Source organism: Microbacterium sp. RURRCA19A, assembly GCF_900156455.1.
Classification (GTDB): Bacteria; Actinomycetota; Actinomycetes; order Actinomycetales; family Microbacteriaceae; genus Microbacterium.
Window position 1 is genome coordinate 236,930 of record NZ_FTNQ01000001.1, and the last position, 19,893, is coordinate 256,822.

A 19,893-nucleotide genomic window follows, 5' to 3' on the forward strand; every position below is an offset into this window, starting at 1 on the left:
GTCGTAGCGTGGAGGCGTGGTGCATCGTGCTCGACTCGTCTGGGCGACGGGAGGGGTTGTCCTCTCCCTGACGCTGCTCGTCGGCTGCGGTCTCGCGGCACAACCGGTGGTGACCCGCCTGCCGCCGGCGGCATCCGGAACATCCGCCGTCCCGAGCGCGAGTCCGACGTCGAACGGCGCGTCGACCGACGAATCGCCCACGAGCCCTTCCCCGGGGGCGACCGCATCCGTCGCACCGGGGGACGCGTCGGTCACCGCGTGCGGCGAGGGAGGCTCCGCGACGGTGAACGGCTCCGAGCGATCGGTCCGCGTGGAGGGGACGTGCGCGCAGCTCTCCGTCTCGGGATCGGCCCTCACCGTCGACGCGAGCGCCGCCACGATCGGCGCGTTGACCATGTCGGGGGATCGCATCCGCGTCACGGCCTCGGCGGTCGACGACGCCACCGTGCAGGGGAACGACACGTCGCTCACCGTCGCGGGCACCCTCGGTCGCCTCGACCTCAGCGGCGATCGTGCGGCGGTCGCCGTCGAATGGTCGCTCGGTTCGGTCATCGTGCGCGGGCAGGACAGTGTGATCACGGCGCGCGGGGGTATCGGCGACAGCACCATCGACGGGCGCGGCAACAGCGTCGGCTGACCCCCTCCGCCGTCGGTCAGGTGAGACCGCGGCTCAGCAGCACGGCAGGAGGATCGCGCGCGGCACCCCGCCCAGCAGCCGCAGCGGGTTGACGTACTCGCCGTTCCACCGCACGCCGAAGTGCAGCGCACCCGCGCCGACGTGCCCGCCGAGCGCGACATCGCCGACCGGGTCGCCGCGGATGACGCCCGCGCCCACGTCGAGTTCGGTCGTGACCGGCTCGAAGGTGGTGACGAGCCCGTCCCCGTGGTCGATGGTGACGACGGGGCGCCCCGCGACGGCGCCCGCGAACGCCACCCGTCCGTCGGCGGGAGAGCGCACGCGCTCGACATCGCCGAGATCGAGGCCGCGGTGCCCGGGGGCGTACGGGCTCGCCGGAGCCACGAACGGACGCACCACGTGCACGACGGTCACAGGCCACAGCCAGTCACGCCCCGCGAGCGGGTCGGCTCCGGCGGCGGTCGCGGTCGGGGCGGGTGTCAGGGCCACCGCGACCATGATCAGCAGGGAAAGACCGGCGACGAAACGACTCCTCATGGCGACGAGCGTGCCCGCCGGGACGACGGGACCGTGTGTGGCATCGCACGTTCGGTGGGGGAAGCGCGTACCGGACGGCGTGGGGAGGAGCCGTCCTGTATGCTGGAGACCGCATCCCGTGTATCGGGATGACTCCGCGTGCCCACAGCGCACCGCACTGGTCCTCGGATCAGCGCACCGCGCGGCATCCACACCCCATGGTCCTCCGCTCCGGCGGAAGGCGGGTGTGCGCCGGGCACCAGGCTCGCCGGTCACTCGACCGGCGCGGAACAACCACAACCATGGCGCGAGAGCGCCGCAGAACAGGAGTACGACCATGGCCGTCGTCACCATCCGCCAGCTGCTCGACAGCGGCGTTCACTTCGGACACCAGACCCGCCGGTGGAACCCGAAGGTCAAGCGCTTCATCCTGACCGAGCGCTCCGGCATCCACATCATCGACCTCCAGCAGTCGCTGTCGTACATCGACAAGGCGTACGAGTTCGTCAAGGAGACCGTCGCGCACGGCGGCACCATCCTCTTCGTCGGCACCAAGAAGCAGGCGCAGGAAGTCCTCGCCGAGCAGGCGACGCGTGTGGGCCAGCCCTACGTCAACCAGCGCTGGCTCGGTGGCCTCCTCACCAACTTCTCGACCGTCTCCAAGCGCCTCGCTCGCATGAAGGAGCTCGAGGAGCTCGACTACGAGAACCCGGCCGAGAGCGGCTTCACCAAGAAGGAGCTGCTGCTCAAGAAGCGCGAGCTCGACAAGCTGCACAAGTCGCTGGGCGGTATCCGCAACCTGCAGAAGACGCCCTCCGCGATCTGGGTCGTCGACGCCAAGCGCGAGCACCTCGCCATCGACGAGGCCAAGAAGCTCGGCATCCCCGTGATCGGCATCCTCGACACCAACGCCGACCCCGACGAGTTCCAGTACCCGATCCCCGGCAACGACGACGCGATCCGTTCCGTGAGCCTGCTCACGCGCATCATCGCCGACGCCGCCGCCGAGGGTCTGATCCAGCGTCACCAGCCCGCCGGTGAGGACGAGGCCGCCGAGCCCCTCGCCGAGTGGGAGCGCGAGCTGCTCGAGACCCCCGCCGAGACCGGTGCCGAGGCCGTCGAGGCGGCGACCGAGTCCGCTGACGACGCCGCCGGCGCCGAGGCTCACGACGAGGCCGTCGCCGCCGCTTCGGGCGAGGAGACCGCTGAGGTCGCCGAGGCCGAGGCCACCGACAGCAAGTAAGCGCGCCGCCGCGACACCGCGGCGTCACCCGCACAGGCTACGATCCGGCGGGGTCGTGACCGCATCCCTCGGGGTGCGCACGGCCCCGCCGGTCTCACATCAGAACGCACAACGACAAGGAGACGCCACACCATGGCAAACTTCACGATCGCCGACATCAAGGCCCTGCGCGAGCAGCTCGGCACCGGCATGGTCGACACCAAGAAGGCGCTCGAAGAGGCCGACGGCGACGTCGAGAAGGCCGTCGAGATCCTGCGCCTCAAGGGCGCGAAGGGCAACGCGAAGCGCGCCGACCGCTCCACGAGCGAGGGCCTGGTCACCGCTCGCGAGTCCGCGGGCGCCGTGACGCTGCTCGAGCTCGCCTGCGAGACCGACTTCGTGGCGAAGAACGACCGCTTCATCGCGCTGGCCGACAAGGTCGTCACCGCGGCCGCCGCCGCCGGTGCCGACTCGGTCGAGGCCGCCCTCGCCGCCGACGCCGACGGTCAGACCGTCGAGCAGCTCATCTCGGACGAGGCCGCCATCATCGGCGAGAAGGTCGAGCTGCGTCGCGTCCGCACCATCCGCGGCGACAAGTTCGAGGTCTACCTGCACAAGACCAGCAAGGACCTCCCGCCGCAGGTCGGCGTCGTCCTCGCCTACACCGGCGACGACGCGGAGACGGCGCGCTCCATCGCGCAGCACATCTCGTTCGCCAACCCGTCGTACCTCACCCGTGACGCCGTGCCCGAGGCCGACGTCGAGAAGGAGCGCGAGATCGTCACCGAGATCTCCCGCAACGAGGGCAAGCCCGAGGCCGCGCTCCCGAAGATCGTAGAGGGTCGCGTGAACGCGTTCTTCAAGCAGGTCGCGCTCCTCGACCAGGACTACGCGAAGGACAACAAGCTGTCCGTCGCGAAGGTCGCGTCCGACGCCGGTCTCACCCTGACCGACTTCGCCCGCTTCAAGGTCGGCGCGTAAGCACCGATGACGAGGCCCGGGATGCCATGGCATCCCGGGCCTTTTCCCTGCGCGCGTGGCGTATCGGTCGCGTCCGCGGGGGAGATAGTTTGAACCAGACGAGAGGACATGACACGTGATCGATGAAGCGACCCGGCGCCGCCGCGTTCTGCTCAAACTGTCCGGTGAGGCCTTCGGCGGGGGACAGCTCGGGGTCAACCCCGACGTCGTCAGCCAGATCGCTCGAGAGATCGCCGAGGCGGTGGATCGCGTGGAGATCGCGATCGTCGTCGGCGGTGGCAACTTCTTCCGCGGCGCGGAGCTCAGCCAGCGCGGCATGGACCGTGGCCGCGCCGACTACATGGGCATGCTCGGCACCGTGATGAACGCGCTCGCGCTGCAGGACTTCCTCGAGCAGGCCGGAGCCGCCACGCGCGTGCAGTCCGCGATCTCGATGACGCAGGTCGCGGAGCCCTACATCCCGCGTCGCGCGCAGCGGCACATGGAGAAGGGCCGCGTCGTCATCTTCGGCGCCGGCGCCGGCCTGCCGTACTTCTCCACCGACACCGTCGCCGCGCAGCGTGCCCTCGAGATCGGTGCGTCCGAGGTGCTGGTCGCCAAGAACGGCGTCGACGGCGTCTACACCGCCGATCCCCGCGTGGACGCGACAGCCACGAAGCTCGACCACCTCACCTACAACGACGCCCTGCAGAAGGGCCTCAAGGTCGTGGACTCGACGGCGTTCAGCCTGTGCATGGACAACGGCATGGACATGCGGGTGTTCGGCATGGAGCCCGCGGGCAACGTCACCCGAGCCCTTCTCGGCGAGACCATCGGTACGCTCGTCACTTCGTGACGCGCGGCGCGGGCCCGGGTCCCGGGCCCGCGCGCGACTAGACTGGGAAGCCAGTTCCAACGAATGGAGTCACCGTGATCGCCGATGTCCTCGCCGATGCCGGAGCGCGCATGGATCGCGCCGTGGAGGCCGCGAAGGAGGACTTCGCGACCGTCCGCACCGGACGCGCGAACCCCCAGATGTTCCAGAAGGTCCTGGTCGACTACTACGGCTCTCCGACGCCCCTCGCGCAGCTCGCTTCGCTGAACAACCCCGAGGCGCGCACCCTCGTGGTGAACCCCTACGACAAGTCCGCGCTCAAGGCCATCGAGCAGGCGATCCGCGACATGCCGAACCTCGGCGTCAACCCGACGAACGACGGCAACATCGTGCGCGTCACGATGCCCGAGCTGACCGAGGATCGCCGCAAGGAGTACGTCAAGATCGTGCGCGGCAAGGGCGAGGACGCGAAGGTCCAGGTGCGCAACCTCCGCCGCAAGGCCAAGGACGACCTGGATGCGCTCAAGAGCGACGTCGGAGAAGACGAGCTCGTCCGCGCCGAGAAGGAGCTCGACGGTGTGACCCGAGCGCACGTCGACGCGATCGACGAGGCGCTCAAGCGCAAAGAGGCCGAGCTGCTCGAGGTCTGACCCATGCCCCAGGCCCCCGACGACGACGTGACGGCGCCCGCCGAGCCGCCCTCCGGACGGAGGAGCGACCCGGCGCGGCGCGCAGCGAACACCGGTGAGACGGTGACCGCGATCGAGTCGCAGTTGCGCGCCATGCGGACGGATGCCGAGCAGCACATCGCCCATGCCCGGGCGGAGTTCGACCAGGCCAACGAACGTATCAAGCAGCGCACCGGACGCGATCTGATCGTGGCCAGCCTCATCGGTGTGGCGATCGGCGTCGTCGTCATCGCTTCGCTGATCTTCGTCAAATGGCTCTTCGCGTTCTTCGCGCTCGGCGCCATGGTGCTGGCGGTGCTGGAGTTCTCGCGCGCCCTGCAGGTGGCGGGGCGTCGCGTCGACGTCGTCCCCCAGCTGGTGGCGGGCGTCCTCCTGCTGGCCAGCGGTTTCCTGGCGGGTCTGTGGCTGCACTGGGTGGCCGCGCTCGTGGCCGTCGCGTTCGTCGTCGTCTGGCGCCTCACCGCGCAGCTCCACGCGCATGACGGACGCGCGCGGACCGAGGTCCTCGCCGATGTCCTCGTCGCGGCCTTCGTGCAGATGTACGTGCCGTTCCTCACCAGCATGGCGATGGTCCTGCTCGCCGAGGACGGTGGGGAGTGGTGGGTCCTGGCCTTCCTGGTGCTCGCGGTCGTGGCCGACACCGGCGCCTACGTCTCGGGTCTGACCTTCGGCCGAGGCGGGCGGCATCCGATGGCCCCGCGGATCAGCCCGAAGAAGACCTGGGAGGGTTTCGCCGGTGCGTGCGTCGCCGCCCTCGCGGCCGGAGTCCTGCTCGCCGTGTTCATGCTGCAGGTCCCGTGGTGGACCGGCCTCATCTTCGGGGCCGTCGTTCTCGCCACGGCGACCGTGGGCGACCTCGGTGAGTCGATGCTCAAGCGCGATCTCGGCATCAAGGACATGAGTTCGTGGCTGCCGGGCCACGGCGGCGTGCTCGATCGCCTGGACTCGATCCTGCCGTCCGCCACGGCAGCGCTGGCGATGTACTACCTCCTCGCGCCCCTGGGAGCGTCATGACAGATACCCGCACCGACCGCTCGGCCCCGTTCCCCGACGCTCCGCGCCGCAAGCGGGGATACGAGAAGCGGGCCGTCGACGCCTTCCTCGAGAAGGCGCGGGAAGCCTTCGAGGCGGACGAGCCCGGCGCCCTCCGCTCCGCCGAGGTGCGTTCGGCATCCTTCCCGCTCGTGCGCGGCGGTTACGCCATCGGACCGGTGGATGCCGCGCTCGGACGCGTCGAGGACGCCTTCGCCGCCCGTGAGCGCGAGTACGCCCTCTCTCGTCTCGGCGCTCGTGCCTGGGTGGCCGAGACGCGCGACACCGCGCAGGTCGTCCTGGACCGCCTTGCACGACCGCGCGGAAAGCGCTTCGACCGGGTCGGTTTCCTTCACTACGGCTACAGCGTCCACGAGGTCGACATCGTCGCCGACCGCATCGCGCGCTACCTCGCGACGGGCGACGCGATCACGGCGGAACAGGTCCGTTCGGTCGCGTTCCGCACGCAGCGCGGGGGGTACCGCGAGACGCAGGTCGACGCGGTGCTCGACGCCGTCGTCGAGGTCATGCTCGCGGTCGGCTGAGCCTCGCGTAGCCGTCGACCGAACCGATCGGTAGAATCGGACGCACTGTGACTTCCGGATCCGATCTCACGCGTACGTCCTCGCGGCGCGTGGCCCGACGCGCCCACGCTCCAGCGGACGTGGTGCATCCGGCTCCGTCGGGCCGCCGCGGGCCGCACTGGTCCCGGCGTCGCGGTGTCGTCGCGGTGTTCGCCGCCTGCGCCGCCCTCGCGTTCACCGGCGCCTACGTCGGTCCGATGGGCGGCGCGATGCTCCGCGCTCAGGCCGAAGAACCGCGGACGGTGACGCTGTACGCCGAAGGGCTCGACGACGCGCAGCAGGTCTCCACCGGGGGAGAGAAGCAGACGCCGACCCTCGACCGGTCGAGTTACAACGTCTACGTCACGCCCAAGCCCACCCCGACCCCGACGCCCACGAAAGAATCGTCTTCCTCCGGGTCGAACGCCTCGAGCAGTGCGGGTCCGCTGTTCTACACCGGCGGTGGCGCACCGGCCGAGTGGATGGCCGCCGCGGGCATCTCCGGCGACGACATGGGCTACGTCGACTACATCGTCAGCCGCGAGAGCGGCTGGAACCCGAACGCGACGAACCGCTCGTCCGGCGCCTGCGGACTGGTTCAGGCGTTGCCGTGCAGCAAGGTGCCCGGCAACGGATACGACCCGGTCGACAACCTGCGGTGGGCCACCGGCTACGCCGTCGGCCGGTACGGCAGCTGGGCCGGCGCGTACGCGTTCTGGACCAGCAACCACTGGTGGTGACGGGAACGTGCCCCGTTCCCGGAAGCGGCGTCCGTCCAGCGACCGCGCCGACGTCTCGCTCGATCGTCTGATCGCCGGCTGGAAGCGCGTCGAGGTCAAGCGCGGTGTCGAGTGGACCGTCCAACCGATCTCGGCGCCGCAGGCGCAGAAGACCTATGTCTGCCCCGGATGCGGGCGCACCGTCGAGGTGGGTGTCGCCCACGTCGTGGTGTGGCGCGCCGATGGAGTCCTGGGCGACTCGGCGGATCTCGCCGCTCGTCGTCACTGGCACACGCCCTGTTGGAGGATCGCCTGATGGAGATACGCGGACCCGTGCTGCTCCCCGCCCGCCGCGAGGATGTCGAACTGACCACCGTCGACGATCTGACTCTGGTCGGCGAACTGGCGCTCCCCGAGGGACGCGAGCCCGTGGCCACCCTCGTGACGCTGCATCCGCTCCCGACGGCGGGTGGGTTCATGGACTCCCACATCCTGCGCAAGGCGGCGGGGCGGCTGCCGGCCCTCGCCGATCTCGCGGTCCTCCGCTTCAACACCCGCGGCACCACTTCACCGCGGGGGACGAGTGCGGGGACGTTCGACGGGGGAGCGTCGGAGGTTTTCGACGTGGCGGCGGCGATGGACTTCGTGCGCGAGCGCGGCCTCCCGCGCCCGTGGCTGGTCGGTTGGTCGTTCGGGACGGAGCTCGCGCTGAAGTACGGCCGCGACCACGACATCGAGGGCGTCATCCTGCTCTCGCCGCCGTTGCACCGCGCGGCGGCGGACGAGGTTGCCGCCTGGGCGGGCGACGAGCGCCGGATGGTGGTCCTGGTGCCGGAGTTCGACGACTACCTGCGCCCCGACGAGGCACGGGAGCGTTTCGCGTCCGTTCCCCACGCGCACCTCATCGCGGTCGAGGGCGGTAAGCACCTGTGGGTCGGTGAGACGCAGACGCGTCGTGTGCTCACCGAGATCGTCGCGGCGGTGAACCCCGACGCCCTGCCGCTGCCGGTGGAGTGGGACGGTCCCGTCGCCGGCTGAGGCTCAGCGCTCGTTCTGGCGCGGGATGATGACCTCGCGGTAGATGATGAGGATGCTCGCGGCGACGGGGATCGCGATCAGCGCACCCAGCAGGTTCAGCAACGCGCCGCCGGCCAGCGCCGAGATGACCACGACCGACCCGGGCACGGACACGGCGCGGTTCATGATGCGCGGTGAGATCACGTACGCCTCGATCTGCATGTAGATCAGGTAGTAGATCGCGGCGATGATCGCCGTCGTGGGCGAGCCGAGACCGGGGATGAGGCAGGTCAGCACGATGATCGTCGATCCGGTGAGCGTTCCGACCAGCGGGATCAGTGAGAAGAAGAATGCGATCACGGCGAGCACCGCGGGGAAGGGCGCGGCGATGATCGAGAGGAAGATCGCGCTCAGGATGCCGTTGATGACACCGAGGCTGACCTGACCCATGACGTAGTAGCCGACGGAGTCGGTGATCTTCTCGGACAACTCGATGAAGCGGGCACGCTTGGATGCCGGGACGAGCTGGTAGACCGCGGACTTCAGCGACGGCGTGGAGGCCGTGAAGTAGATCGTCAGGATGAGGACGATGAACGCGCCGCCGAGGCCGGCGGCGACGGCACCGCCGATGGTGAGCAGGCTGTTGCCCACCATGGTCGAGATGGATCCGACGTCGAGCGTCGAGAACCAGTGCTGGATGCCCGCCCACACTTCGTCCAGGCGCAGCCAGGGGAAGTTGGCCGTGGCCCATTCCTCGACGCCGGTGACGATCTCGTTCCACTTGCCCGGCTGCAGCAGACCCTCGATCTGTGCGATCAACTGCGTGATCTGACTCACGATGATCGGGACGACCATGAAGATGATGCCGGCGAAGACGCCGAGGACCCCGAGGATCGTCAGGAGGACGGCTGCCCAGCGCGGCAGTCCGCGCCGCTCGAGGAACGAGACCACCGGGTCGAGGCCCAGAGAGAGGAACAGCGCCGTCCCCACGTACAGGAGGATCGTCGACAGGTTCTGGATGCTCACGATCACCAGGAGCCCGACGCCGACGCCGAGGGTCGCGAGGATCGCGACCCGGAAAGGATTGTGGATCTTCATCCTGATCGACTCCTGCCTCCGCCGGGCGAGCATGCCCGTGTCGAAAGGATACTGAGCGGGGGCGCTTCGTCCAGACCGCCGCACCTCGCCGCGAACTTTCAGCCGGGCTCGGCTAGTCTGAAACGTCGATTCTTCGGTGGCCGCCCGAGTCGCCGGTGGGGATGGTGTGTAGCGTGAGATTCGTCTGGGCCGTGGTGGCGTTCGTCATCGCCGCCGCCATGATCGGCGCGGGCATCGCCCAGCGCACCGTCTTCCAGGGACCTTCGGAGGCGACGGAATCGATCCAGACCGACGGGTCGACGGCCTACACCCTGATCGACGGCTCTGTCCTCGGCAGCCTCCCCGGTGCTCAGGCGCTCCGCGTCGCCGGAGACGGTGAGGTGTTCGTCTCGTACGGGCGAACGTCCGACATGCAGGCGTGGCTCGCCGACGTCCCGTACACCGCGGTCACCCTCGGCCAGGAGAATGCCGTGCAGACGGCGGTCGTGCCGGCGTCGGTCTCTGCGCCGGCAGCCGAGACGACCACCGCGCGCACGCCCGTGGGATCAGACCTGTGGCTCGACGAGTATCAGCAGACGGGGTCCCTCAGTACGACCCTGCAGCTCCCGGCCGACATGAGCGTGCTCGTCGCCAGTGACGGCACGGCCCCCGCTCCCTCCGACATCTCGGTGACCTGGCCGATCGACAACTCCACCCCCTGGGCCGGTCCGCTGATCGCCGGGGGAGCTGTCGCTCTCATGGCCGGCATCGTGCTGTACCTGCTCGGCATCCGTCATGTGCGCCGCTCGCGCCGTCCGCGACGCAAGGGGCTGCCGCTGCCCGTCACCGAGCCGATCTCGATCGCCGACGCCGACGCGGCCGACAAGGGCGTCATCAGCTCCTCCCCGTCGCGTCGTGGTCGCGGTGCGCTCGGACCCGGGCGACGTGCCCTGATCGCGGTGCCCGCCCTGGGGATCTCGGCAGCGCTCTTCGCCGGGTGCTCCGCCGACGCCTGGCCGCAGTTCACCGCGAGCGACAGCCCGAGCCCGACGCCGACGGTGATCGTCCCCGAGGGGCAGTTCCCGCCCGCGGTCACCGAGAATCAAGCCGCGAAGATCGTGTCGCGGATCGCGACGACGGTGGCCCAGGCGGACTCGGCTCTCGACGCGACGGCCGCCGAGACACGACTGACCGGTCCGGCGCTGGCCGAGCGGAAGACCAACTACACCCTGCGCGCGGCGCTGCCCGATCGCCCCGCGCTTCCGGCCATCCCCGCCGAACCCGTGCAGATCACCCTCCCGCAGACGACGGGCACGTGGCCGCGCACGGTGATGACGGTGGTCGAGTCCGCGGATGCCACGTCACCGACGACCTCGATCATGATGATGACGCAGGCCGACCCGTGGTCGCAGTACCGCGTGTCGTACATCGGGAACCTCGAGGCATCCACCAATCTCCCCGAGCTCGCGGCTCCCTACGTCGGCGCGACGCAGGTCCCGCCGGACTCCTCGTTCCTGGTCATGCAGCCCGACCAGGTGGCGACCGCCTACGCCGACCTGATCAACAACGGGCAGAACAGCACGTCATGGGCCGCGTTCGACACGGCCAACGACCTGCTGCTCCCCGCGATCGAAGAGAACAAGAAGAACCGCACCGACGAGCTCAACCAGACAGGTCAGGGCACGGCGGAGATCAGCTTCTCGGCGACCGCGGGCGCGGCCGGGCCGATCGCCCTCGCCACGCTCGACACGGGCGCGATCGTCGCGGTCAACGTCTACGAGAGCGACACGGCGAAACCGACGAACAAGGATGCCGTGATCAAGCTCGACAACAACCCCGCGGTGAAGGCCCTGACCGGCGTCGACCAGTCGGCGACCGGGTTCACCACCACCTACACCGACCAGATCTTCTTCTACGTGCCCAGTCAGGGTTCCAGCGACAAGATCCGACTGCTGGGCTACCGTTCCAGCCTCCTCGAAGCGAAGGTGTCTCCGTGAGCACTCCCACCCCCGGTTCCGTCCTCCGCGGCGCCGTCGACCTGTCGTCGCTGCGCAACCGTCCCCAGCCTCCCGCAGCGCCCACCGACGGTTCGGCTGCGGCCGCCGCGGCGGGTGCGGCTCCCTCGCTCGTGTTCGACGTCACGGATGCCTCGTTCGGACAGGTCCTCGAGCTGTCGCGCACGGTGCCGGTGGTCGTCGACCTGTGGGCCGAGTGGTGCGCTCCCTGCAAGCAGCTCAGCCCGATCCTCGAGAAGGTCGTCGCGGAACTCGCCGGCAAGGTCGTGCTCGCGAAGGTCGACGTCGACGCCAATCCGCAGCTGGCGCAGGGCTTCCGGGCCCAGTCGATCCCGATGGTCGTGGCGCTCGTCGCCGGACAGCCCGTACCGCTGTTCACCGGCGCCGTACCGGAGCAGCAGGTCCGCGAGGTCTTCGGCCAGCTCCTGCAACTCGCGGCACAGCACGGCGTGACCGGCACCGTGCCGGTCGACGGCGCCGAAGCCGGTTCCGCCGAGCCGGAGGAACAGCCCCTCCCGCCCCTGCACGCGGAAGCGTTCGCCGCCATCGAAGAGGGCGACTACCCTCGGGCCATCTCGGCGTACGAACAGGCCCTCGCCGAGAACCCCCGCGACGCCGACGCCCGCGCCGGTCTCGGCCAGGTGCGTCTTCTCGACCGCGTCCAGGGTGTCGATCTTCAGGCGGCCCGCGCCGCGGCCGCTGCGGCCCCGACGGACGTCGAGGCGCAGTTCGTCGTCGCCGACCTCGACATCGCCGGCGGACACGTCGACGACGCCTTCGCGCGTCTGCTCGACCTGTTCGCGGCGCTGCCCGCCGACGAGCGCGCGCCCGTACGCGAGCGCCTCCTGGAGCACTTCGGGCTCATCGGCGACGAGGACGCGCGCGTCATCCGCGCGCGTTCGCGACTGGCATCCCTGCTCTTCTGATCCCATGAGGAACGGCCCCGTCTTCTGACGGGGCCGTTCCTCGTTCGCGGGCTCAGCCGGCGCGGTGATGCAACCAGAGCACGCCGAGCGGGGGGAGCGTCAGCACGGCACTGCCGCGGGCGTCGGTGGTGACCGAGCCGAGGTTGCCCTGGCCCGATCCACCGAACGCCTCGGCGTCGCTGTTGAGCACCTCGGTCCACGTGCCCGCCTCGGGCAGGTCGAGGGGGAAGTCGCTCAGCGGAACGCCCGAGAAGTTGCACACCACGGCCACGGTATTGCCGTGGTGGTCGCGCCGCGCGAACGCGAGCACGTTCGGGTTCCAGGCGGGCGCGCCCAGTCGCGAGAACGCGGCACCATCGTGATCGCGGGACCACAGGGCAGCCTGATCCTTGTAGACGCTGTTGAGCTCGGCGACGAACGCGTGCAGCTGCGCGTGCGAGGGCTGGTCCAGCATCCACCAGTCGAGGGAACGCGATTCGGACCACTCGGACATCTGGCCGAACTCCTGGCCCATGAACAGGAGCTGCTTGCCGGGGTGTCCCCACATGTACGCCAGGAACGCGCGCATGTTGGCGAGTTTCTGCCAGTGGTCGCCCGGCATCCGGCCGAAGAGACTGCCCTTCCCGTGGACGACCTCGTCGTGACTGATGGGCAGGATGAAGTTCTCGCTGAACGCGTAGACGAACGAGAACGACAGCTCGCCCTCGTGGTGCGAGCGGTACATCGGGTCGCGAGAGATGTACTGGAGCGAGTCGTTCATCCAGCCCATGTTCCACTTGAAACCGAAGCCGAGCCCGGCGTGCGCCGTGGGCGCCGTGACGCCGGGGAAGCTCGTCGATTCCTCGGCGATCATCGCGATGCCGGGGTACCTCTTGTACGCGGTGGCGTTGACCTCCTGGAGGAACCGGATGGCCTCGAGGTTCTCCCGTCCGCCGAACTGGTTCGGTGCCCACTCGCCGTCGTTGCGGGAGTAGTCCAGGTAGAGCATGGAGGCCACGGCATCCACACGGAGCCCGTCGACGTGGAACTCCTCGAACCAGTACAGCGCGTTCGCGACGAGGAAGTTGCGCACCTCGTTGCGGCCGTAGTCGAAGATCAGCGTTCCCCAGTCCTTGTGCTCGCCGCGCCGCGGGTCGGGGTGCTCGTAGAGCGGCTCGCCGTCGAACCGGGCGAGGGCGAACTCGTCCTTGGGGAAGTGCCCGGGGACCCAGTCCATGATCACGCCGAGACCGGCCTGGTGCAGACGGTCGATCAGGTAGCGGAGGTCGTCGGGATCGCCGAACCGGCTCGTCGGGGCGTAGTAACCCGAGACCTGGTATCCCCACGATCCGCCGAACGGATGCTCGGCGAGAGGCAGGAACTCCACGTGCGTGAAACCCTGCGCGCCGACGTAGTCGATGATCGCGTCGGCGGCGTCGCGGTACGACAGTCCCGGACGCCACGAACCGAGGTGGAGCTCGTAGATCGACATGGGCCGGTCGATGGGAGCCGTCCGCGACCTCTCCGTGATCCACGCGTCGTCGGCCCACCGGTAGGTGGATGCCGTCACGACCGATGCCGTCGCGGGCGGGACCTCGGCGAGCCGCGCCATCGGGTCGGCCTTCTGGATCCACGCACCCGAACGCGTGAGGATCTCGAACTTGTAGCGTGCGCCGACACCGACCTCGGGGACGAAGAGCTCCCAGACGCCGCTGCCCCCCATCGAGCGCAGCGCGCTGCCGGCGCCGTCCCACCCGTTGAAGTCGCCGATCACGCGAACCGCGCGGGCATCGGGTGCCCACACCGTGAACGCCGTGCCGCTCGAACCGTCCAGCTCCCGGACGTGCGCGCCGAGCACGCGCCACAGCTCCTCGTGGCGCCCCTCCGAGATGAGATGGAGGTCGAGCTCCCCGACCGCGGGAAGATGCCGGTAGGGATCGTCCGCGACGTGGTCCGTGCCGTCGTCGTAGGTGGCGCGCACGCGATACGCACCGGGCGCGTCGGTGTGCACGCCTTCCCAGATGCCCGCGCGCGAGTGCGAGAGTTCGACGGTCGCCCCGTCCGCGAGCTCGGCCACGACCTCGCGCGCCAGCGGCCGACGGGTGCGGATGACCCAGCCGTCCGCCGTCTCGTGCGCGCCGAGGATGCTGTGCGGATCGTGGTGGGCGCCGTGGGCCACGGCATCCAGGAGTTCGGGAGGGAGAGCGGTCATCGTGACTCCTTCACGTGCAGGATGTGCACGGGTTCGTCGAATGCGTCCAGGCGCACGAAGTTGTGATCGGCCCAGGTCCAGACCGCACCGGTGATGAGGTCTTCGACCTCGTACGGGGTGCCGGGTTCGACGCCCCACAGGGTCGTGTCGAGGTGCACCGTCGTCTCGCGCGTCGAGTGCGGGTCGACGTTCGCGACGACGACGACGGTGTCGGACACACCCGTGGGCGACAGGGCCGCGTCGAGGTGCTTCGCGTAGACGAGGATCGCGTCGTCATCGCTCCACTGGACGTGAAGGTTGCGCAACTGGCGCAGGGCCGGGTGGTCGCGACGGATGCCGTTGAGGCGACGCAGATACGGAGCGAGGGAGTCGCCCGCCGACTCGGCGCCGGCCCAGTCACGGAACTTGTACTCGTACTTCTCGTTGTCGATGTTCTCCTCGGAGCCCGGCCGCGCGACGTTCTCGTACAGCTCGTAACCCGCGTAGACGCCGTAGGTCGGCGCGGCGGTCGCCGCCAGCGCGGCACGGATCTTGTACGCCGGTCGCCCGCCGAACTGCAGGTACTCGGTGAGGATGTCGGGGGTGTTCACGAACAGGTTGGGTCGCAGGAAATCGGCGGTCTCGTGCGCCAACCCGTCGAAGAACTCCTCGAGCTCCTCCTTGGTGTTCCGCCACGTGAAGTACGTGTAGCTCTGTTGGAAGCCGGCCATCGCGAGTCCCTGCAGCGGCGCGGGTCGCGTGAACGCCTCGGCGAGGAACACCGCGTCGGGCTCTTCGGCGCTCACCGTGGCGATCAGCCACTCCCAGAACTGCAGCGGCTTGGTGTGGGGGTTGTCGACGCGGAAGATGCGCACGCCCTGGGCGATCCAGTGCCGCACGATACGCAGGACCTCGGCGCGGATGCCATCCGGGTCGTTGTCGAAGTTGACGGGGTAGATGTCCTGGTACTTCTTCGGCGGGTTCTCGGCGTACGCGATCGAACCGTCGGGGAGGGTCGTGAACCACTCGGGGTGCTCGGCGACCCACGGGTGATCCGGCGACGCCTGCAGCGCGAGGTCGAGGGCGACCTCGATGCCGTTGCCGCGCGCGGCGTCGACGAAGGCGCGGAAGTCCTCCAGCGTGCCGAGGTCGGGGTGGACGGCATCGTGCCCGCCGGCCGGACCACCGATCGCCCAGGGCGAGCCCGGATCGCCGGGGGACGTCACGAGAGTGTTGTTGGGCCCCTTGCGGTTCTGCTCACCGATCGGATGGATCGGCGGGAGGTACAGGACGTCGAATCCCATCGCGGCGACGCCGGGCAGGCGATCCACGGCCGTACGGAAGGTGCCGCTGATCACGGATCCGTCCTCGGCGCGGGTGGCGCCCTCGGAACGCGGGAAGAACTCGTACCACGCGCCCACGCCGGCGCGTTCGCGCTCGACCAGCAGCTCGGCATCCTTGCCCGCCGATGCCAGCGCCATGACCGGCCGCAGCGCGAAGAGTGCCGCGATCGCGGGGTCGCGCACGACCTGCAGCGCGATGTCGTCGTGCGTATCGGGGTCGCGCAGTGTGCGGGCCGCGGTGTAGAGCAGGTCTTTGTCGCTGCCGGGACGCTTCTTCTCGCCCCGGGCCCGATCGAACAGCTGGGCCCCCATCTCGCGCATGAGCGCGGAGTCGACGCCGGCCGCGATCTTCACCTCGGCGGCGTGCTCCCAGGTGGCGAACTCGTCGGCGAAGGCCTCGAAACGGAACCGCCACACCCCCTGCTCGAGCGGGGCGATGAGGGTGGACCAACGGTCGAACCCGTCGTTCAGCGGCGACAGCCGGTGCAGCGATTCGTCCCCTGACGGGGAGAAGAGCCGGACGTGGACACCGATGCGGTCGTGCCCCTCGCGGAACGCGGTGACGGTGAACGGCACCGCCTCGCCGACGTAGGCCGAGGGGCGGAACCGGCCCCCCGGCACATGCGGATGGGGGAGCGCCAGCGGGATGCGCGGCGTCACCACGCCCTTCGCGGGTGTCGGTTTGAGGGGGCGAACGGGGATCGAGGCGGCGCTGCGCCAGTGGTGAGCGGGCGTGGGGGTCGTCGTCGTGGTGGCCACGGTCCGAACCTACCGTGGGCCGACGAGGTTCCCCCAGGCCTTGCCCCGGGTCTTGACAGACCGATGCCGTCCGTCGTGGGCGACTCAGTCCACGGACTCCACGCGGAACAGCCGCATCGACGTGCCGACGAACGGCACGACCTCGCCCGGCGCGAGGCGCGGAGTGTCCTCCGCGGGCGCCTCATCGGCGCTCGACCACAGAGAGACGTATTCCACTTCCTCGGCCAGGACCGGCAGGGTCACCTCGACGGGGCTCTCGTTGCCGTGCACGACGAGCAGGATGCGATTGAGCTCTTCGTTCTCGGGTGTCGACGTCGCGAGGTACTGCAGCGTGCGGTGGGAGGGATCGGTCCACCGGTCGCTGGACATCGTCTCGCCGTGCTCGTCGAACCAGTCCATGAGCGACGCGGAGGGGATCCGCTCGCCGAGGCGGGCGAAACGCACCGGGCGCAGAGCGGGGTTCTCCCGGCGCAGGGCCAAGAGGCGTTGCGTGTGCGCGAAGAGCTCCTGCTGCCAGGGGGCGAGGTCCCACGACAGCCACGTCAGCGGCGAGTCGTGGCAGTACGCGTTGTTGTTGCCGCGCTGCGTGCGCCCCATCTCGTCGCCGGCGGTGATCATCGGCACGCCCGCCGACAGCAGCAGCGTGCCGAGGAGGTTGCGCATCGCCTTGCGACGGGTGGCGAGGATGCGCGCGTCGTCGGTCTTGCCCTCCGCGCCATGGTTGTACGAGCGGTTCGTGTCGGCCCCGTCACGGTTCTGCTCGCCGTTCCCGAGGTTGTGCTTGACGTCGTACGAGACGAGGTCGCGCAGCGTGAAGCCGTCGTGGGCCGTGACGAAGTTGACGCTCGCGAGCGGTCCGCGCTCTTCCGAGAACGTGTTCGACGACCCTGCCAGCCGCGTCGCGAAGCCCCCGATCCCCACGGGCGCCGTGCTCGCACGTCGGGCGTAGTCGACGTCGCTCAACCAGAAGTTGCGCACGCGGTCGCGATACCGGTCGTTCCACTCGTGCCAGCCTTCGCCGAAGTTGCCGGTCTGCCAGCCGCCCATGCCGACGTCCCACGGCTCGGCGATGAGCTTGGTCCCCGCCAGCACCTCGTCGTCGCGGATCGCGCGGAGCAGCGGATGATCCGGATCGAACGAATGGTTCTCGTCGCGGCCCAGGGTGACGGCGAGGTCGAACCGGAAGCCGTCGATCTGCACGTCGTCGGCCCAGTAGCGCAGCGAGTCCAGGACGAGCCGGGCCGCGGCATCCGTCGACGTGTTCACGGCGTTCCCGCATCCGGTCTCGTCGATGTAGGCGCCCTCGTCGGTCTGCCGGTAGTAGCCGCGGTTGTCGAGTCCGCGGAGGCTCGTCCGCGGGCCGCCGAGGCCCTCCTCCGCGGTGTGGTTGTACACGACGTCGAGGAGGACCTCCAGGCCCGCCTCGTGCAGCAGCCGTACCATGCCCTTGAACTCGCGCAGCACCGCCTCCGGGCCCTCGGCGCGACTCGCCGCGGTGGCGTAGGCGGCGTGCGGCGAGAAGAAGTTCAGCGAGTTGTAGCCCCAGTAGTTCGTCAGCCCCAGCTGCAGCAGGCGCGGCTCGGTCGCGAACGCGTGCACCGGGAGCAACTCGACGCTCGTGATGCCGAGGGACAGGAAGTGGTCGATCATCGCGGGGTGCGCCAGGCCCGCGTAGGTGCCGTGCAGGGCGGGAGGCACGAGTGGATGCCGCTTGCTGAGGCCCTTCACGTGCCCCTCGTAGATGACGGTCCGATCCATCGGGACGCGGGGCTTGGCCACCCCTCCCCAGTCGAACCCGCCGTCCACGACGACACCGCGCCAGTCGCCGTAGCCGCCCGACACCAGACCCCGCGCGTAAGGGTCGAGGAGCAGCGTCTCGGGGTTGAAGGTGTTGCCGGGGCCGTGCGGGCCGCCGGCCCGCACGGCGTAGCGCGCCCCGGGGCGCAGCAGCGGGCTCGCGGCCTCGAACACCCCGCCCCCGACGGCGGTCATCGGGACGGTCTCGACGGCCCAGTCGAGGTCGACGTCGTCGAACACGACCAGGTGCATGCTGTCGGCGTTGCCGGACCAGACCCGCAGTGTCCCGCCGTCGGCGCCGAGCCGCACGCCGAGGTCGTCGAGAGACGGAGCGAGGAGCGCAGGGCGGGGCGACAGGGCCGCTTCGGGTGGGACCATGCGTCCTAGGGTAGTGAAGGACACGGACGGGAAGCGGGAGGGTGCATGTCGGTCTATCTCGACCACGCCGCGACCACCCCGCTGCGACCGGAGGCACGCGACGCGTGGCTGGCCGCCCACGAGGTGCTGGGCAACCCGTCGTCCATCCACGGCGCGGGGCAGGCGGCGCGGCGACTGCTCGAAGACGCGCGCGAGCGGGTGGCGGAGGTCCTCGGATGCCAGCCCATCGAGGTCGTGCTCACGTCCGGCGGCACCGAGGCGATCAATCTCGCGCTCAAGGGTCTGTGGTGGTCGCGGGAGGATTCGGCCGACACGGTCGTCCTGCCCGACGGCGAGCACCACGCGACGCTCGACACCGTGGCCTGGCTGGCGCGGGCGGAGCACGCCCGTGTCCGTCCGGTGGGGGTGAACCCGCTCGGTCGGATCCCCGTCCCGGATTTCGCCGCGGCCCTCCCCGGCGCCGCCCTCGCGACCGCCCTGGTGGCCAACAACGAGGTCGGCACCGTGCAGGATGCCGCGTGCCTCGCGCGCGCGGCCGCGGAGACCGGCGTGCCGCTGCACCTGGACGCGGTGTCGGCGCTCGGCCAGATCGCGGTCGACTTCGCGGACTGGCGCGGATCCGGGAACGATCCCGGCGGTCTGGTCGCGCTGTCCGTCTCGGCGCACAAGGTCGGCGGTCCCGTCGGCGTCGGCGCGGCGGTGATCTCACGACACGCCCGCCTGACGGCGCTGCAGCACGGGGGCGGTCAGCAGCGGGGCCTGCGCGCCGGCACGCAGGACGCGGCCGGGGCCGCCGCGTTCGCCGCCGCCGCGGTCGCGGCCGAGATCGAGCGCGACCGCGAGACCGCGCGGCTCGAAGGGCTGCGCCGACGTCTCGTGCGCGGCATCCTCGCGGCGGTCCCGACCGCGCGCCTGCTCGGCGATCCGGAGGACAGACTCCCCGGCAACGCGCACGTGCTCTTCCCCGGGGCGGCGGGGGAGACGCTGCTGTTCCTGCTCGACATGGCGGGGATCTCGGTGTCCACCGGCTCGGCGTGCCAGGCGGGTGTGGCGGAACCGTCCCACGTCGTGCTCGCCCTCGGACTCGACGACCGCGCCGCACGCTCGGTCCTGCGGATGACGCTCGGACGCACCTCCACCGACGACGACGTGGATGCCGTGCTGGCGGCCCTGCCGTCCGCGTACGAGCGGGCCGTGGCATCCGGCGCCCGTTCAGCGGGTGGTTCGTAGACTGGGAC

At 70.1% G+C, this 19,893-nt stretch carries 18 protein-coding genes; 13 read left to right on the forward strand and 5 right to left on the reverse strand.

Annotated features, from left to right (window positions below):
• Positions 1-16 precede the first annotated feature (16 nt).
• Positions 17-637, forward strand: coding sequence for a DUF3060 domain-containing protein (locus tag BW982_RS01140; protein WP_076490276.1), 621 nt, complete (start codon positions 17-19; stop codon positions 635-637).
• Between the two features lie 33 nt (positions 638-670).
• On the opposite strand, the gene BW982_RS01145 is transcribed toward BW982_RS01140, so the two are convergent.
• Positions 671-1,174 carry a murein hydrolase activator EnvC family protein gene (locus BW982_RS01145; protein WP_076490277.1) on the reverse strand — a complete coding sequence of 168 codons (504 nt, stop codon included), beginning with the start codon at positions 1,172-1,174 and terminating at the stop codon, positions 671-673.
• Positions 1,175-1,490: 316 nt separating this feature from the next.
• On the opposite strand from BW982_RS01145, the gene rpsB reads away from it, so the two are divergent.
• The 9 genes from rpsB to BW982_RS01190 all read left to right on the forward strand — a co-directional run bounded on the left by rpsB (position 1,491) and on the right by BW982_RS01190 (position 8,211).
• Positions 1,491-2,396 (forward strand): 30S ribosomal protein S2, encoded by a 906-nt coding sequence (gene rpsB, locus BW982_RS01150; RefSeq protein WP_076490278.1) that lies wholly within the window; start codon positions 1,491-1,493, stop codon positions 2,394-2,396.
• A gap of 132 nt (positions 2,397-2,528) precedes the next feature.
• Complete coding sequence (gene tsf, locus BW982_RS01155) at positions 2,529-3,356, forward strand: translation elongation factor Ts (RefSeq protein ID WP_076490279.1); 828 nt, start codon at positions 2,529-2,531, stop codon at positions 3,354-3,356.
• Between the two features lie 115 nt (positions 3,357-3,471).
• Positions 3,472-4,191 (forward strand): UMP kinase, encoded by a 720-nt coding sequence (pyrH, locus tag BW982_RS01160; RefSeq protein ID WP_076490280.1) that lies wholly within the window; start codon positions 3,472-3,474, stop codon positions 4,189-4,191.
• A 74-nt stretch (positions 4,192-4,265) separates the two neighbouring features.
• On the forward strand, positions 4,266-4,820 hold the full coding sequence (frr, locus tag BW982_RS01165; RefSeq protein WP_076490281.1) for a ribosome recycling factor: 555 nt from the start codon (positions 4,266-4,268) through the stop codon (positions 4,818-4,820).
• Between the two features lie 3 nt (positions 4,821-4,823).
• Positions 4,824-5,873, forward strand: coding sequence for a phosphatidate cytidylyltransferase (locus tag BW982_RS01170; protein ID WP_076490282.1), 1,050 nt, complete (start codon positions 4,824-4,826; stop codon positions 5,871-5,873).
• Complete coding sequence (locus tag BW982_RS01175; RefSeq protein ID WP_076490283.1) at positions 5,870-6,436, forward strand: DivIVA domain-containing protein; 567 nt, start codon at positions 5,870-5,872, stop codon at positions 6,434-6,436. Before BW982_RS01170 ends, BW982_RS01175 begins: the two co-directional genes overlap by 4 nt.
• Positions 6,437-6,483: 47 nt before the next feature.
• The gene (locus BW982_RS01180) at positions 6,484-7,194 is read left to right on the forward strand and encodes an aggregation-promoting factor C-terminal-like domain-containing protein (protein ID WP_254845505.1); all 711 of its coding nucleotides are present in this window, start codon (positions 6,484-6,486) and stop codon (positions 7,192-7,194) included.
• A gap of 7 nt (positions 7,195-7,201) precedes the next feature.
• Positions 7,202-7,489: a hypothetical protein gene (locus tag BW982_RS01185; protein WP_076490284.1), complete on the forward strand. Its 288-nt coding sequence runs from the start codon at positions 7,202-7,204 to the stop codon at positions 7,487-7,489.
• A complete protein-coding gene (locus BW982_RS01190; protein ID WP_076490285.1) occupies positions 7,489-8,211 on the forward strand; it encodes an alpha/beta hydrolase in 723 nt (240 codons plus the stop codon). The genes BW982_RS01185 and BW982_RS01190 overlap by 1 nt, the downstream gene beginning before the upstream one ends.
• A gap of 3 nt (positions 8,212-8,214) precedes the next feature.
• Here BW982_RS01190 and BW982_RS01195 read toward each other — a convergent pair whose 3' ends face one another.
• Complete coding sequence (locus BW982_RS01195; RefSeq protein WP_076490286.1) at positions 8,215-9,288, reverse strand: AI-2E family transporter; 1,074 nt, start codon at positions 9,286-9,288, stop codon at positions 8,215-8,217.
• A 173-nt stretch (positions 9,289-9,461) separates the two neighbouring features.
• On the opposite strand from BW982_RS01195, the gene BW982_RS01200 reads away from it, so the two are divergent.
• Both BW982_RS01200 and BW982_RS01205 read left to right on the forward strand, forming a co-directional pair.
• Positions 9,462-11,264 carry a DUF8094 domain-containing protein gene (locus BW982_RS01200; protein ID WP_175611004.1) on the forward strand — a complete coding sequence of 601 codons (1,803 nt, stop codon included), beginning with the start codon at positions 9,462-9,464 and terminating at the stop codon, positions 11,262-11,264.
• The gene (locus BW982_RS01205; RefSeq protein ID WP_076490288.1) at positions 11,261-12,208 is read left to right on the forward strand and encodes a tetratricopeptide repeat protein; all 948 of its coding nucleotides are present in this window, start codon (positions 11,261-11,263) and stop codon (positions 12,206-12,208) included. The genes BW982_RS01200 and BW982_RS01205 overlap by 4 nt, the downstream gene beginning before the upstream one ends.
• 52 nt (positions 12,209-12,260) lie before the next feature.
• Here the strand turns inward: BW982_RS01205 and glgB are convergent, their stop codons facing one another.
• The 3 genes from glgB to glgX form a co-directional block, all read right to left on the reverse strand.
• Positions 12,261-14,399: a 1,4-alpha-glucan branching protein GlgB gene (glgB, locus tag BW982_RS01210; RefSeq protein WP_076490289.1), complete on the reverse strand. Its 2,139-nt coding sequence runs from the start codon at positions 14,397-14,399 to the stop codon at positions 12,261-12,263.
• Positions 14,396-16,363 (reverse strand): alpha-1,4-glucan--maltose-1-phosphate maltosyltransferase, encoded by a 1,968-nt coding sequence (locus BW982_RS01215; protein ID WP_076491721.1) that lies wholly within the window; start codon positions 16,361-16,363, stop codon positions 14,396-14,398. The genes glgB and BW982_RS01215 overlap by 4 nt, the downstream gene beginning before the upstream one ends.
• Positions 16,364-16,564: 201 nt before the next feature.
• Positions 16,565-18,655: a glycogen debranching protein GlgX gene (gene glgX, locus BW982_RS01220; RefSeq protein ID WP_076490290.1), complete on the reverse strand. Its 2,091-nt coding sequence runs from the start codon at positions 18,653-18,655 to the stop codon at positions 16,565-16,567.
• A gap of 45 nt (positions 18,656-18,700) precedes the next feature.
• Between glgX and BW982_RS01225 the strand changes: the two genes are divergently transcribed.
• Positions 18,701-19,885, forward strand: coding sequence for a cysteine desulfurase family protein (locus BW982_RS01225; RefSeq protein ID WP_076490291.1), 1,185 nt, complete (start codon positions 18,701-18,703; stop codon positions 19,883-19,885).
• Positions 19,886-19,893 lie beyond the last annotated feature (8 nt).

Coding starts and splice junctions, on each gene's coding strand:
- rpsB (WP_076490278.1), top strand. CDS start 1,491: ATGGCCGTCGTCACCATCCGCCAGCTGCTCGACAGCGGCGTTCACTTC.
- BW982_RS01195 (WP_076490286.1), bottom strand. CDS start 9,288: ATGAAGATCCACAATCCTTTCCGGGTCGCGATCCTCGCGACCCTCGGC.
- BW982_RS01190 (WP_076490285.1), top strand. CDS start 7,489: ATGGAGATACGCGGACCCGTGCTGCTCCCCGCCCGCCGCGAGGATGTC.
- BW982_RS01175 (WP_076490283.1), top strand. CDS start 5,870: ATGACAGATACCCGCACCGACCGCTCGGCCCCGTTCCCCGACGCTCCG.
- BW982_RS01225 (WP_076490291.1), top strand. CDS start 18,701: ATGTCGGTCTATCTCGACCACGCCGCGACCACCCCGCTGCGACCGGAG.
- BW982_RS01170 (WP_076490282.1), top strand. CDS start 4,824: ATGCCCCAGGCCCCCGACGACGACGTGACGGCGCCCGCCGAGCCGCCC.
- glgB (WP_076490289.1), bottom strand. CDS start 14,399: ATGACCGCTCTCCCTCCCGAACTCCTGGATGCCGTGGCCCACGGCGCC.
- glgX (WP_076490290.1), bottom strand. CDS start 18,655: ATGGTCCCACCCGAAGCGGCCCTGTCGCCCCGCCCTGCGCTCCTCGCT.
- tsf (WP_076490279.1), top strand. CDS start 2,529: ATGGCAAACTTCACGATCGCCGACATCAAGGCCCTGCGCGAGCAGCTC.
- BW982_RS01145 (WP_076490277.1), bottom strand. CDS start 1,174: ATGAGGAGTCGTTTCGTCGCCGGTCTTTCCCTGCTGATCATGGTCGCG.